General features: G+C 61.4%; 13 protein-coding genes. 11 read left to right on the top strand and 2 right to left on the bottom strand.

Features of this window, described 5'->3' with window-relative positions:
- Positions 1–329: 329 nt before the first annotated feature.
- Both H8S55_RS13470 and H8S55_RS13465 read right to left on the bottom strand, forming a co-directional pair.
- Positions 330–890 carry a hypothetical protein gene (locus H8S55_RS13470; protein ID WP_186879328.1) on the bottom strand — a complete coding sequence of 187 codons (561 nt, stop codon included), beginning with the start codon at positions 888–890 and terminating at the stop codon, positions 330–332.
- 43 nt (positions 891–933) lie between these two features.
- A complete protein-coding gene (locus tag H8S55_RS13465; RefSeq protein WP_186879327.1) occupies positions 934–1,641 on the bottom strand; it encodes a ZIP family metal transporter in 708 nt (235 codons plus the stop codon).
- 333 nt (positions 1,642–1,974) lie between these two features.
- On the opposite strand from H8S55_RS13465, the gene H8S55_RS13460 reads away from it, so the two are divergent.
- The 11 genes from H8S55_RS13460 (at position 1,975) to recD2 (ending at position 14,256) form a co-directional block, all read left to right on the top strand.
- On the top strand, positions 1,975–2,484 hold the full coding sequence (locus H8S55_RS13460) for a hypothetical protein (RefSeq protein ID WP_186879326.1): 510 nt from the start codon (positions 1,975–1,977) through the stop codon (positions 2,482–2,484).
- Between the two features lie 147 nt (positions 2,485–2,631).
- The gene (gene pyrE, locus H8S55_RS13455) at positions 2,632–3,306 is read left to right on the top strand and encodes an orotate phosphoribosyltransferase (RefSeq protein WP_147563586.1); all 675 of its coding nucleotides are present in this window, start codon (positions 2,632–2,634) and stop codon (positions 3,304–3,306) included.
- Between the two features lie 55 nt (positions 3,307–3,361).
- Complete coding sequence (locus H8S55_RS13450; protein WP_186879325.1) at positions 3,362–4,060, top strand: JAB domain-containing protein; 699 nt, start codon at positions 3,362–3,364, stop codon at positions 4,058–4,060.
- A 149-nt stretch (positions 4,061–4,209) separates the two neighbouring features.
- Entirely contained in the window at positions 4,210–6,183 is a 1,974-nt protein-coding gene (uvrB, locus tag H8S55_RS13445; RefSeq protein WP_186879324.1) for an excinuclease ABC subunit UvrB, read from the top strand.
- A gap of 1 nt (position 6,184) precedes the next feature.
- Positions 6,185–6,739: a transposase gene (locus tag H8S55_RS13440; protein WP_186879323.1), complete on the top strand. Its 555-nt coding sequence runs from the start codon at positions 6,185–6,187 to the stop codon at positions 6,737–6,739.
- The gene (ybaK, locus tag H8S55_RS13435) at positions 6,706–7,194 is read left to right on the top strand and encodes a Cys-tRNA(Pro) deacylase (protein ID WP_147563977.1); all 489 of its coding nucleotides are present in this window, start codon (positions 6,706–6,708) and stop codon (positions 7,192–7,194) included. Before H8S55_RS13440 ends, ybaK begins: the two co-directional genes overlap by 34 nt.
- Positions 7,195–7,244: 50 nt before the next feature.
- Positions 7,245–8,108, top strand: coding sequence for a hypothetical protein (locus tag H8S55_RS13430; RefSeq protein WP_186879322.1), 864 nt, complete (start codon positions 7,245–7,247; stop codon positions 8,106–8,108).
- A gap of 40 nt (positions 8,109–8,148) precedes the next feature.
- A complete protein-coding gene (gene uvrA / locus H8S55_RS13425) occupies positions 8,149–10,974 on the top strand; it encodes an excinuclease ABC subunit UvrA (protein ID WP_186879321.1) in 2,826 nt (941 codons plus the stop codon).
- Positions 10,975–11,005: 31 nt separating this feature from the next.
- Positions 11,006–11,503, top strand: a complete 498-nt coding sequence (locus H8S55_RS13420) for a COG2426 family protein (RefSeq protein ID WP_186879320.1) — start codon at positions 11,006–11,008, stop codon at positions 11,501–11,503.
- A gap of 46 nt (positions 11,504–11,549) precedes the next feature.
- Complete coding sequence (locus tag H8S55_RS13415) at positions 11,550–11,888, top strand: hypothetical protein (protein WP_186879319.1); 339 nt, start codon at positions 11,550–11,552, stop codon at positions 11,886–11,888.
- A 163-nt stretch (positions 11,889–12,051) separates the two neighbouring features.
- Entirely contained in the window at positions 12,052–14,256 is a 2,205-nt protein-coding gene (gene recD2 / locus H8S55_RS13410) for an SF1B family DNA helicase RecD2 (protein ID WP_186879318.1), read from the top strand.
- Positions 14,257–14,440 lie beyond the last annotated feature (184 nt).

The raw sequence follows: 14,440 nt of genomic DNA, 5'->3' as shown, positions 1-14,440 counted from the left end.
ACAGTCCTTTCTTCCCAGGCCATATCGTTCTTCCTTTCCTGCCTCGATATGGCTCTAGTGTATCAAAACTGTAAACCATGTGGTTGCCTGATGTGTAAACTATCTTATTGCACTATACATATCAGCCGCCCGGCGGTGGTACTTCAGGGGTTCTCACCTGAGGGGGACCACGGGGGACGGAATCCTTCCGTCACGGCTGCGCCGTGCCACCTCCCTTTGACAAGGGAGGCTGTTGGACGGGGATACGGATTCCTACGTTGCTACACAGCCGTTAGCAGCATTGCTGCCTTACGGATGAGGGGAAGGCTGTCGACCAGAGCGGGCTTAAATCAACCCTCCACCCCGGCGGCGGCCATGACCAGGCCCAGCACCCCGGCAGTCTGCTCGGACCAGGCGGCGGTGTCCACGTCGGTGCAGCCGGCTTCGCTGAGCAGCTCCTGGGCATCGTCGCTGAGCAGAACCTGGCAGTCGGCGTTCACCAGGCCCAGCTGCTCGTTGTACTCGTCGGCGGCGCTGTCGTCAGCGGGGATGGTGCTGAACATATCATTGACGATGGCGGTGATCTCCTCCTGGCTCAGGGTGCTGGAGGAGGCCCAGTCCAGCAGGGAGACGGCATAGGGCACGGCCTTCAGGGAGCTGCCGGCGCTGCCCACCTCCACATTGCCCTTGATGTCCACCAGAATGGCGGAGAGAACGTCGGCCTGCTGGGTCTTGGCATCGTCGTCCTGGGCGGAGGAGCTGGAGGTGCTGGAAGAGCTGGAAGAACTGGTGCTGGCGCTGGAGGAGGAGCCGCCCTTACTGCCGCAGGCGGCCAGAGAGAACACCATGGTCCCGGCCAGCGCAGCGGCGGCCAGACGGCGGAGCATATTGCGATTCAGATTCATGTACATAAATAAAACCTGCTTTCTGAAAAAAATTGGGTGTCAGGGAACATCAGCCCAGGGCCACGTCCAGCATCATCATGACGCTGAAGCCCAGGGCGAAGAACACAGTGCCCACATTGGAATGCTTCCCTTGGGACATCTCGGGGATGAGCTCCTCCACCACCACATAGAGCATGGCGCCTGCGGCGAAGCTGAGGAAATAGGGCATGGCGGGGACGATGTGCTCCGCCGCCAGAATGGTCAGCAGGGCGCCCACAGGCTCCACCGCCCCGGACAGCACGCCCCCGGCAAAGGCCCGGGACTTTTTCAGCCCCTCCGCCCGCAGGGGCATGGAGATGATGGCCCCCTCGGGGAAGTTCTGGATGGCGATGCCCAGGGACAGTGCCATGGCCCCGGCGGCGGTGATCTGGGCGCTGCCGGACAGGTATCCGGCGTAGACCACACCCACGGCCATCCCCTCGGGGATGTTGTGCAGGGTGACGGCCAGCACCATCATGGTGGTGCGCTGGAGCCGGCTGGCCGGGCCCTCGGTCTGGCCGCTGTTCTGGTGGATGTGTGGGACCGCATGGTCCAGCAGCAGCAGAAACAGCACGCCGATCCAAAAGCCGATAAACGCCGGAAGAAAAGCCCAGTGGCCCATGGCTGCGGCCTGGTCAATGGCGGGGATGAGCAGGCTCCACACGGAGGCGGCCACCATCACTCCGGCGGCAAAGCCGGTGAGGGAGCGCTGTACCACGTCGCTGAGGGAACGGCGCATGAAAAATACGCAAGCCGCTCCTAGGGATGTACCCAAAAATGGGATCAAAAGTCCGAAAAAAGTTGCATTTTCCTGGTGGATATTCACCACTCCTTTCCTTGGAATGGCATTGTAGCACAACTCTCCTGCAAATGCAACAGTAATCAGTGGCAACGGGGGTAATCAAGGGGACGGTTCTTGTGATTAGTGCCTAATCAGAAGAACCGTCCCCTTGATTATTGAAATCCTTTTCGGACTCTACTATTATGAAAATGAGGATGTCTAGCTCCAAAAAATCGACTGCTCTTGATGACAGGTTTAATGTAACAGTTCCCTAATCGAAGGAGAAATTAAATGAATTTCACGATATTGCCGTTACAAGGAATCAGATGGGACGATCAAGAAGTCTTGTTAGGAAGTACGATGGAAGATGTCGAAGCGAAATTAGGACAGCCGGATATTGTCGATCAGTCGCTCTACTACTTTGACAGTGAATTGCGGTTTGATTTTTCTGAGAAAGGTAGACTGGAATTCATAGAATTTTTAGGGGGATATCATGGAAATATTCAGCCTATTATCTATGGAATTCAGGCTTTTCAAGTAAATGCAGATGAATTATACCGCATCTTAGCAGATCACAATACTGGCAATATCATGGATAATGAACACGGGTATTCGTTCGCATTTCCTAACATCGGAATTGGAATTTATCGGGAATCTGTACCTGGCAATGTTAGTGATCTAATAAGCGAACTAGAAAAACTAGGTATCAATGTTGCTGGAAATTCTGACGTCAAAGAAGAACAATTAAAATCTTCACATTGGGCAACGATCTCTTTAGCATCCTCAAACTACACTTGGTAAGCAAAGAAAAAAGATCGACTATATGGGGACGGTTCCTAGATTGGGGGCCGTCCCCCCGATTATTTGTTGTATCCCGGCGAAAAGAATGGTATAATGATACCAACTTCCCCGGGCACTGCCGGGAAAAAACGAAATGAGGTTAAGAACATGACATATAAAGAGGAATTTATCACTTTCATGGTGCGCTCCGGCGTGCTGACCTTTGGGGACTTTACCACCAAGAGCGGGCGCAAGACCCCCTATTTCGTGAACACCGGCAACTATAAGACCGGGGCCCAGGCCGCCAAGCTGGGGGACTACTATGCCGCCTGCATCCAGGAGAACATGCCTGACGGCATCACCTGCCTGTTCGGGCCCGCCTATAAGGGCATCCCCCTGGCTGTGTCCGCCGCCGCCTCTCTCTACCGCAGCTATGACCGGGACCTGCCATATTGCTTTAACCGCAAGGAGGCCAAGGACCACGGCGAGGGCGGCACGATGGTGGGCTATAAGCCCCAGGACGGGGACGACGTGGCCATCGTAGAGGACGTGGTCACCGCCGGCACCGCCGTGCGGGAGTCCATCGAGCTGTTCAAGCATGTGGCTGACGTGAACATGAAGGCCCTGTTCGTCTCGGTGGACCGCATGGAGCGGGGCACTCGGGACTGCTCCACCCTGGACGAGCTGCGCCAGGACTATGGCATCAAGGTGTTCCCCATCGTCACCGTGCGGGAGGTCATCGACTTCCTCCACAACCGCCCTGTGGACGGCAAGGTCTATATCGACGATGACATGAAGGCCAAGATGGAGGCCTATCTGGAGCAGTACGGCGCAAAGCAGTAAAAAAGCGGGAAAGAAATCCGTCAGAGAAATCCGTCAGAAAGGGAGTCGGTCCACCATGCCGGGACACAGCGGGCACAGGCAGCGGGTCAAAACAGAATTCCTGGCCCGGGGCGTGGAGGGCTGGTCCGACCACCGCATTCTGGAGCTGCTGTTGTTCTACGCCATCCCCCAGGGGGACGTGAACGAACTGGCCCACCGCCTGGTGGACCACTTCGGCAGTCTGGCCGGGGTGCTGGATGCCTCGGCGGAGGAGCTGAAGAAGGTCCCCGGGGTGGGCGACCACACGGCGGTACTGCTGAAGCTGGTGCCCTCCATTGGCGGGCGGTACCAGGAGCAGCGGGGCGCGCCGGGACAGATCATCCACAGCCCGGAGGAGGCCGCCGCCGTTCTCTCCCCCTATTTCTTCGGGGCGGCCAACGAGATGGTCTATGTCCTGTGTCTGGACGGCAAGGGCAAGGTGCTGGGGGTGCGCAAGGTGTCGGAGGGCAGCATCTATGCCTCTGACATCAACATCCGCCGCATCGCCGAGGCGGCCATGAGTCTGCGCTCCGCCGGGCTGTATCTGGCCCACAACCACATCAGCAACCTGGCCTTTCCCTCCGCCGCCGACTGGCAGACCACCGATGTCATCCGCTCCGCCCTGGCCGGGGTGGGGCTGGAGCTCATCGACCACCTGATCTTTGTGGACGGGGACGTGCTGTCTTTGAACCAGTCGGAGGCGGGCGGCCACAGACCGGTCTATGAACTGTTATAGATGAGCCGCGATAGAAGCATTCCTGATTTCGCTCTCCTTCCCGGGCGGGAGGGGGAGCGAAGTTGTTCTTGCATTAGAACATTGGTTCTGATATGATGGACGTACAAGAATAATGGCAGCACCGCCGCGGCGGGGAATCGGAGGAGAACATGGCAAAATTCCAGGTGGTTTCGGAATACAAGCCCAGCGGGGACCAGCCCCAGGCCATCCAGGCCCTGTCCAATGGCGTTGAGATGGGACTGGACGAGCAGACGCTGCTGGGCGTCACCGGCTCGGGCAAGACCTTTACCATGGCCAAGATCATCGAGCAGGTCCAGCGGCCCACCCTGGTCCTGGCCCACAACAAGACTCTGGCCGCCCAGCTGTGCGCCGAGTTTCGGGAGTTCTTCCCCAACAACGCGGTGGAGTATTTTGTCAGCTACTATGACTATTACCAGCCGGAGGCCTATATCCCCCACACGGACACGTTTATCGAAAAGGACTCGGCCATCAACGAGGAGATCGACCGCCTGCGTCTGTCCGCCACCGCCTCCCTGCTGGAGCGGCGGGACGTGATCGTGGTGTCCTCCGTCTCCTGTATCTATGGCCTGGGCGAGCCGGAGGACTTTGCGTCCATGATGGTCTCATTGCGGGTGGGGGCCACCCTGGAGCGGGACGAGCTGCTGAAAAAGCTGGTGGCCATCCGGTATGAGCGCAACGACATCGCCTTCGAGCGGAACATGTTCCGGGTCCGGGGGGACACGGTGGAGGTGTGGCCCGCCTATTGGAAGGACACCGCCATCCGGGTGGAGTTCTTCGGGGACGAGATCGACCGCATCAGCGAGATCAACGTGGTCACCGGCTCCCCCATCCGGCGGCTGACCAACATCCCCATCTGGCCCGCTACCCACTATGTCACCCCCAAGGACAAGATGGATGCGGCCATTCAGGAAATTTATAAGGAGCTGGAGGAGCGGGTGGCCTTTTTCGAGAGCCAGAACAAGCTCATCGAGGCCCAGCGCATCAAGCAGCGCACCATGTACGACGTGGAGATGATGCAGGAGCTGGGCTACTGCTCCGGCATTGAGAACTACTCCCGGGTCATCGAGGGCCGCCCCGTGGGCTCGCCCCCCCATACCCTGCTGGACTATTTCCCCAAGGACTTTGTGCTGTTCATTGACGAGAGCCATGTGACCCTGCCCCAGGTCCGGGCCATGTACAACGGGGACCGGGCCAGAAAGACCACCCTGGTGGACTATGGCTTCCGCCTGCCCTGCGCCTATGACAACCGGCCCCTGAAGTTTGAGGAGTTTGAGCGGCGGGTGAACCAGGTGGTCTATGTCTCCGCCACCCCCGGGGAGTATGAGCGCACCCGGTCCGGTCAGATCGTGGAGCAGGTCATCCGGCCCACCGGCCTGCTGGACCCGGAGATCCAGGTCCGCCCGGTGGAGGGCCAGATCGACGACCTGATCGGCGAGATCAACGCCCGCACCGCCAAGAACGAGCGGGTGCTGGTGACCACCCTGACCAAGCGCATGGCCGAGGACCTGACCGCCTATCTCCAGGGGGCTGGCATCAAGGTCCGGTATATGCACCACGACATCGACGCCATGGAGCGCATGGAGATCATCCGGGACCTGCGCCTGGGCACCTTCCATGTGCTCATCGGCATCAACCTGCTGCGGGAGGGGCTGGATCTGCCGGAGGTGTCTCTGGTGGCCATCCTGGATGCGGACAAGGAGGGATTCCTGCGCAGCGAGACCGCCCTCATCCAGACCATCGGCCGGGCCGCCCGAAACGCCGGGGGGCAGGTCATCATGTACGCAGATACCGTTACCCCGTCCATGCGGCGGGCCATGGACGAGACCCAGCGCCGCCGGGAGAAGCAGGCGGCCTATAATAAACAGCACGGCATCGTGCCCAAGACGGTCATCAAGTCGGTGCGGGACCTGCTGGACATCTCCGCCCAGGCCGACGAGACTGACTCCCAGGCCCGCAAGGGCATCGCCCCCGCCCTGACCAAGCAGCAAAAGGCCGCCAAGATAGCCGCATTGGAAAAGCAGATGAAAGAGGCCGCCAAAATGCTGGAATTCGAGCTGGCCGCCGCCCTGCGGGACCAGATCATCGAATTGCGGGGGAAATAATATGGGTGGGGAAAAGCGAAAGCAGATCCGCCTGACCCATTACGATTACAGCCACCCAGGGGCATATTTCATCACCATCTGTACCGCTGGACGGGAAAAACTGTTTTGGGAAGCCGACGAAAAGAACTGCGAGCCAGGGGGGACATCTGTAGGGGCGGCCTGTGGCCGCCCGCTGTTATCGGAAATTGGGGTAAAACTAGACCGGGAGATACAAAATTTGTCCACCGTATATGAATTTGTATGCGTAGATAAATATGTGATTATGCCAGACCATATCCACATGATAATCACAATCAGCCAACGGGAGGCCGGGCGGCCACAGGCCGCCCCTACGATATCACGCATCATCAACCAATTCAAAGGAGCCGTGTCGAAAGCGGTGGGCCGACCTATCTGGCAGAAGGGTTATTACGACCATGTGATACGAAATGAACAGGACTATCTGGACATTTGGGACTATATTGATACGAATCCAGCCCAGGAGCGAGAAGTAAAATTTTTTTCAGAAACAGAGGGAATACCATGGCAAAGCAAAAAGACGAAAAGACCAATGTGATGCGGGTTTTGGAGCAGAAGAAGGTGGCCTATACCGCCCACACCTATCCCCACGAGGAGGGGGTGGCGGTGGACGGCGTCACCGTGGCCCGGTCTATGGGCCAGGACCCGGAGTGCGTGTTCAAGACGCTGGTGGCCCGGGGGGCCTCCGGGGGCTATTATGTGTTCGACATCCCCGTGGGGGACAGTTTGGACCTGAAAAAGGCGGCCAAGGCGGTGGGGGAGAAGTCCATCGCCATGATCCACCAGAAGGAACTGCTGCCCCTCACGGGCTATGTCCACGGGGGCTGCTCCCCGGTGGGCATGAAGAAGCAGTTCCCCACCGTCTTCCACGAGACGGCGGAGATCCTGGACACCATCACCGTCTCCGCCGGGAAGATCGGCTATCAGGTGGAGCTGGCCCCCGCTGACCTCATCGCCTTAGTGGGGGGAAAGACGGCGGACCTCACCGTGTAAACCGGACCGGGTGACCGGGGCGTATCAACAACAGAACAGGAGGGTATACCATGGAAAAGAGAGAACCGTGGGAAAAGAAGAGCCCGTTTTCGGCCCTGAGCGTCTATCAACGCATCCTGCTGCTTTTGCTGATCGTGATGATCGCGGCCTTTACCGGCCTGGCGTTCTGGTTCCAGAGCCACCCGGGGCTGGTCTGCGTCGGAATGGACGGCAAAAAGGCCCTGCTGGTCCGCACCCAGGCGGGGGAGACCGTCCGCTACTCCGGCAAGCTGGACGGACAGAGTGCGGAGTTCTCCGTCACCGGGGACACCGTCACCTACCGCTGGGGGGAGGAGACCTACGGCCCCTATCAGGTGAAACGGGACCCCACGGCCCGGCCCCCTTACGACCCGGAGGACCCCTGGCCCAGCGGCCAGATCGGGGTGGAGGTGCGCCGGGAGGGTACGGTGGTCTTTCGGGGCGGCTATGCCTCCCCAGGCCGGATGTTAAATGATTATTGGTCCAGAGGTCTGGTGTGGGAGGACGGCACCGACTATGACGATTGGACACCGGGCATCTATGCCACCACCTCCACCGGGGAGATCGTGGGCGTCACCACTTCGGCGGATTACCACACCGTCCACCAGCCCCAGCTGTACAACGTGATCCAGCTGGTCATGGGACCCCGGCTGTCTCAGCGGGGGAGCTGGACCGACTATGTCAAGGCCACAGCCCTGGCCCTCTTCACCGTGCTGTATGTGCTGTTTTACAAGCAGCTGCTCCAAGCCAGGATGAACTGGCTGGTGAAGGACGGGGAACAGGCCCAGCCCTCTGACATTTCGGTGGCGGCCGCCCTGGTGGGAATGCTGCTGCTGACCGGGGCGACCCTGTTCAGCTATCTGCTCCCCCTGACCAAATTGACCCCGGTTTGGTAGATCAAAACGACTCCCCCTGACGGGGAAAAGGAGAAGACCAATGCACACTCATATCACAGTCAAAGGCGCGCGGGTGAACAACCTGAAGAACATCGACGTGAGCATCCCCCGGGACAAGCTGGTGGTGCTCACGGGGCTGTCCGGATCGGGCAAGTCCTCCCTGGCCTTTGACACCATCTATGCCGAGGGACAGCGGCGGTATGTGGAGTCCCTCAGCTCCTACGCCCGGATGTTCCTGGGCCAGATGGAGAAGCCGGATGTGGACTATATCGACGGCCTGTCCCCCGCCATCTCCATCGACCAGAAGACCACCAGCAAGAACCCCCGGTCCACCGTGGGCACCGTGACGGAGATCTATGACTATCTCCGTCTGCTGTGGGCCCGGGTGGGCACGCCCCACTGCCCCATCTGCGGCAAAGAGATCAAGCAGCAGACGGTGGACCAGATCATCGACCAGGTGCTTGCCCTGCCCGAGGGCACCCGCATCCAGGTCATGGCCCCGGTGATCCGAGGGAAGAAGGGGGAGCACGCCAAGATATTCGAGGATGCCCGCAAGTCGGGCTATGTCCGCTGCCGGGTGGACGGCATTGCCTATGACCTGTCCGAGGAGATCAAGCTGGAGAAAAACAAAAAGCACGAGATCGACGTGGTGGTGGACCGGCTGGTCATCCGGCCCGACATCGCCCGCCGCCTGACCGACAGCGTGGAGATCGCCGCCAACCTGGCCGGGGGGCTGGTGGTGGTGAACGTGGTGGGGGAGGACCGTGACATCCTGTTCTCCCAGAACTACGCCTGCGAGGACTGCGGCGTGTCCATGGAGGAGCTGACCCCCCGGATGTTCTCCTTCAACAACCCCTTCGGGGCCTGCCCCACCTGTATGGGCCTGGGCTCCCAGATGAAGATCGACCCGGACCTCATCATCCCAAACAAGGATCTGTCCATTGTGGAGGGGGCCATCACCGCCTCGGGCTGGAACAACGTGAAGGGGGACGGCATCTCCCGGATGTACTTCGATGCCCTGTCCAAGAAATATAAGTTCAAGCTGAACACCCCCATAAAAGACCTGCCGAAAGAGATCATGGACGTGATCCTGTACGGCACCGGGGGGGAGAAGCTGACGCTGCACTATGACCAGCCCCGGGGCCAGGGGACCCTGTACCAGCCCTTTGAGGGCATCGTGAACAATCTGGAGCGCCGCTATCGGGAGACCCAGTCGGACAGCGTGAAGCGGGAGCTGGAGGAGTGCATGAGCCAGTGCCCCTGCCCCACCTGCCGGGGCCGACGGCTGAAGCGGGAGTCCCTGGCCGTCACCGTGGGCGGGCTGGACATCGACAGCTATTGCCGCAAGAGCGTCAGCGATGCCCTGGACTTTATGGAGCATCTGGAGCTGGATCCCACCCAGACCATGATCGCCGCCCAGATTTTGAAGGAGATCAAAAACCGCCTGGGCTTTTTGCGCTCGGTGGGACTGCAGTACCTCACGTTGTCCCGGGAGGCGGGCACTCTGTCCGGCGGGGAGAGCCAGCGCATCCGCCTGGCCACCCAGATCGGCTCCTCCCTGATGGGGGTGCTGTATATTCTGGACGAGCCCTCCATCGGCCTGCACCAGCGGGACAACGACAAGCTGCTGGCCACCCTGAAGCAGCTGCGGGACCTGGGCAACACCCTGCTGGTGGTGGAGCACGACGAGGACACCATGCGCCAGGCCGACTATATCGTGGACATCGGCCCCGGGGCCGGGGTGAACGGGGGCCGTGTGGTGGCCGCCGGAACGCCGGAGGAAGTGATGAACACCCCCGGCTCTGTCACCGGGGACTATCTGTCCGGCAGAAAGAAAATTCCCGTCCCCGCCCAGCGGCGGAGCGGGAATGGGCACTGGCTGAAGGTGTTCGGTGCGGCAGAAAATAACCTGCGCCATGTGGACGTGGCCATCCCTCTGGGCACCTTCACCTGCGTCACCGGCGTGTCGGGCAGCGGCAAGTCCTCCCTGGTCAACGAGATCTTGTACAAAAAGCTGGGGGCCGACCTGAACCGGGTGAAGGTCCGCCCCGGCAAGCACGACCGCATCGAGGGGGAGGAGTATCTGGACAAGGTCATCAACATCGACCAGAGCCCCATCGGCCGCACACCCCGCTCCAATCCCGCCACCTATACCGGGCTGTTCAACGACATCCGGGACCTGTTCGCCTCCACCCCCGACGCCAAGAGCCGGGGCTATGGCCCGGGCCGCTTCTCCTTCAACACCCGGGGCGGCCGGTGCGAGGCCTGCACCGGCGACGGCCTCATCAAGATCGAGATGCACTTTCTGCCCGACATCTATGTGCCCTGCGAGGTGTGCAAGGGCCGCCGGTATAACCGGGAGACCCTGGAGGTGCGCTATAAGGGCAAGAGCATCTATGACGTGCTGGAGATGACGGTGGACGAGGCCCTGCCCTTTTTCGAGAACCTGCCCCGCATCTATAACCGCCTGAGAACGTTGGAGGAGGTGGGCCTGGGCTATGTAAAGCTGGGCCAGCCCTCCACCGAGCTGTCCGGCGGCGAGGCCCAGCGCATCAAGCTGGCCACCGAGCTGTCCAAGCGCTCCACAGGCAAGACCATCTATATCCTGGACGAGCCCACCACCGGCCTGCACTCCGCCGATGTCCACAAGCTTATCGAGGTGCTGCAGAAGCTGGTGGACACGGGCAACACCGTGGTGGTCATCGAGCACAACCTGGACGTGATCAAAACCGCCGACCACCTTATCGACCTGGGTCCCGAGGGGGGCGACGGCGGCGGCACCATCGTCTGCACCGGCACCCCGGAGGAGGTGGCGGCCTGCCCCGGCTCCTACACGGGGCAGTATCTGAAGAAGATGCTGGGATGATCCACAAAACACCCATAAATGAGGTCAACAAATGGAACTTTTAAATTGGCTGACGGCCACAACACAGGGAAAATTTGTGTTCACCATGCTGGTGTCCATGATCCCCATCGTAGAGCTGCGGGGCGGGCTGCCCTTTGGGGTGGCCATGGGGCTGCCCTATTACCTGGCCTTTCCCGCGGCGGTGGTGGGCAATCTGATCCCCAGCCCCTTTATCATTGTGTATATTCGCCGGGTCTTTTTGCTGCTGCGGAAATACTTCCCCCGGATGAACGGCCTGATCGACCGCATGGAGACCAAGGCCCATCTGAAGGGGCAGAAGGTCCGCCGGTATCAGACGCTGGGGCTGTGGCTGTTCGTGGCCATCCCCCTGCCGGGGACGGGGGCCTGGACGGGCTCCCTGGCGGCGGCCTTTTTGGACATGCGGCTGAAAAACGCCCTGCCCGCCGTGGTGCTGGGGGTACTTACCGCCGGATGTATCATGCTGGGACTGACCCACATGGGCATCAATCTGTTTTCCGGCGCAGTGTAACGGAAGGGGCGGCCCCGGGCATAGAATGGCCCGGAGGTGCTGCCCGATGGAGCTTTGGATGGAGGGGGCGCTGTGCGTCCTGTGTGTGCTGGGCCTGTGCGCCCTGGGCTGGGTGCTGCTGGGGCGGCTGCTGCGGCCCATCCCTGCCCGGAACGTCCGGCTGGTCATCGCCGGACGGGGGGCGGGGGAGGAGCTGGAGCAGACGGTGCGGGGGCTGATGTGGCTGCGGGGCCTGGGACTGCTGTCCTGCCCGGTGGTCATCGCCGACGTGGACCTGACCCCCCAGGGCTGGGAACTGGCCCTGCGCCTTACCCTCCGCTGGCCCGACCTGGCCCTGTGGCCGGCATCGGCGCTGGAGGAGTACATTTGTCAAGTTAGGAATTAGCCCTCTCAGTCACGGCTGCGCCGTGCCAGCTCCCCCACGGGGGGAGCCAAGGGGGTGCGGCCAGACTCTTACTTGCCTCCCCCTGTGGGGGAGGTGCCCAGTGGAAACACTGGGCGGAGAGGGTCTGCATCTTGATCACACCAGAGAAAAGGGGGCTTGTCCCTTGGAAGAAGTTACAACACAGGCACAGGTGCTGGAGGGGACAGTCTCCGCCGTCATCTATCAGAACGAGGAGAACGGCTATACCATCCTGCGCCTGGACTGCGGGGAGGAGGAGACCACCGTGGTGGGCGCTATGCCCGGCATCTCCCCGGGAGAATACCTGTCCGTGCGGGGCCGCTGGACCCGGCACCCCACCTATGGTTCCCAGTTCAAGGCGGAGGTGGTGGAGCGCCGCCTGCCCCAGGGCCTGAAGGAGATCTATCACTATCTGGCCTCTGGGGCCGTGAAGGGGGTGGGCAAGGCCACCGCCCGGCTGCTGGTGGAGGAATTCGGGGAGGACGTGTTCCAGGTCATCGAGGACGACCCGGAGCAGCTCACCCGTATCCGGGGCATCTCCCCCAAACGGGCCCGGCAGATCGGGGACGTGTTCCGTCAGCAGATGGGGATGCAGCGTCTGGCGGAGTTCTTGGGGGAGCACGGTCTGCCCCTGGAGCTGGTGCCCCAGCTGCGCCGGTGCTATGGCGACGTGGCGCTGGAGGCCCTGAAAGCCAACCCCTATCTGCTGGTGGGGGAGGAGTTCGGCGTGGACTTTGCCCAGGCCGACGCCCTGGCCCTGTCCCTGGGGGTTGAGACGGAGGACCCCCAGCGGCTGGAGGCCGGCCTGCTGTTCGAGCTGACCCACAATCTGAATAACGGCCACACCTTCCTGCCCTATGGCAAGCTGGTGGGGGCCACCGCCCAGCTGCTGGGCGTGCCCGGGGAGGAGCTGGAGGACTGTCTGGACGATTTAGCCGTCCGGGGCTGCGTGGAGCGGGAGCGGGTGGCCGGGCAGGACGGGGTCTATCTCCCCAGCCTGTATGAGGCGGAGACGCTCATCGCCTGGCGCATCCGGGAGATGAGCGAAAACGAGCTGCTGCCCCCCGGCGATATGGAGGGGCTGTTGCGGCGCATCCAGCGGGACCAGGGCATCACCTATGCCCCCCAGCAGCGCCAGGCGGTGGAGCTGGCCGCCCAGCGGCAGGTGATGCTGCTCACCGGCGGCCCGGGCACGGGCAAGACCACCTGTCTGCGGGGGGTGCTGGCCCTGTTCGAGGCTATGGGTCTGGACACCGCCCTAGCCGCCCCCACGGGCCGGGCGGCCAAGCGGCTGGGGGAGCTGTGCGGCACAGAGGCCTCCACCATCCACCGCCTGCTGGAGACCGCCTTTGACCCCCACACGGGCAAGCTGGTCTTTACCCACGACGCGGACGAGCCGTTAAGCGCCGATGCAGTCATCGTGGACGAGACATCTATGGTGGATGTGACCTTGATGGCAGCCCTGCTCCAGGCTCTGCGGGGGGACTGCCGCCTGGTGCTGGTGGGTGACCCGGATCAGCTGCCCTCGGTGGGGCCGGGGAATCTGTTCTCCGACCTGATCCGCAGCGGGGCGGTGCCCACCGTCCGATTGACGGAGATCTTCCGCCAGGCGGCCCAGAGCGCCATCATCCGCAACGCCCACATGGTGGATTGCGGCCAGCTGCCCGACCTGAAGCGCAACGACAACGACTTCTTTTTCCTCACCCGCCGGGACGGCCAGAGCGCGGTGGACACCATCGTGGACCTGTGCCGCCGCCGTCTGCCAGAGCGGATGGGCATCCCGGCGGACCAAATCCAGGTGCTCTCCCCCACCCGGCGGCGCACCACGGGGACGAAGGCCCTGAACCAGGCCCTCCAGGCCGCCCTGAACCCGCCCTTGGATGGAAAGGGGGAGCGGCGCTTCGGCGACTGGGTCTTCCGTGCGGGGGACCGGGTGATGCAGGTGAAGAACAACTACGACGTGCTCTGGCGGGAGGACGGGGGTGCTGATTCCGGCATGGGGATGTTCAACGGGGACATCGGCGTGGTCCGCACCATCGACCGGGATGTGGTCACGGTGGACTTTGACGGACGGGTGGTGGAATACACCCCGGATATGCTGGGGGAGCTGGAGCCGGCCTTCGCCGTCACGGTACACAAGGCCCAGGGGGCGGAGTATCGGGCGGTGATCCTTGCCGCTCTGGATGGGGCTCCCATGCTCCTGTCCCGCAGCGTGCTGTACACCGCCATCACCCGGGCCAAAGAGTTATTTATCATCGTGGGCGACGACCAGACGGTGGCCTATATGGTCTCCAACGACCGCCAGACCCGCCGCTATTCCGGCCTGAGAGCTAGGCTGTCCGAAAACTAAAAAAAACTAAAAAAATTTTTCCCACCGGATAGTCCAAAAATGAACGATACTTATATTTAAACCGAGATAATGTACAATAACTTGCGCAAATTAAAAAGAGCATAAAAGAAGACATAGCTTGCAGGCTCTGGTAGAATGAAGTTACCACACAAACATTCGAAAGGAGCAAGCAAACTATGTCCGA

The organism is Flintibacter faecis (assembly GCF_014287875.1).
Taxonomy (GTDB): domain Bacteria; phylum Bacillota; class Clostridia; order Oscillospirales; family Oscillospiraceae; genus Lawsonibacter; species Lawsonibacter faecis_A.
Note: the sequence above shows the minus strand (reverse complement) of the source record. Positions and strands in the feature narration are given on the sequence as shown.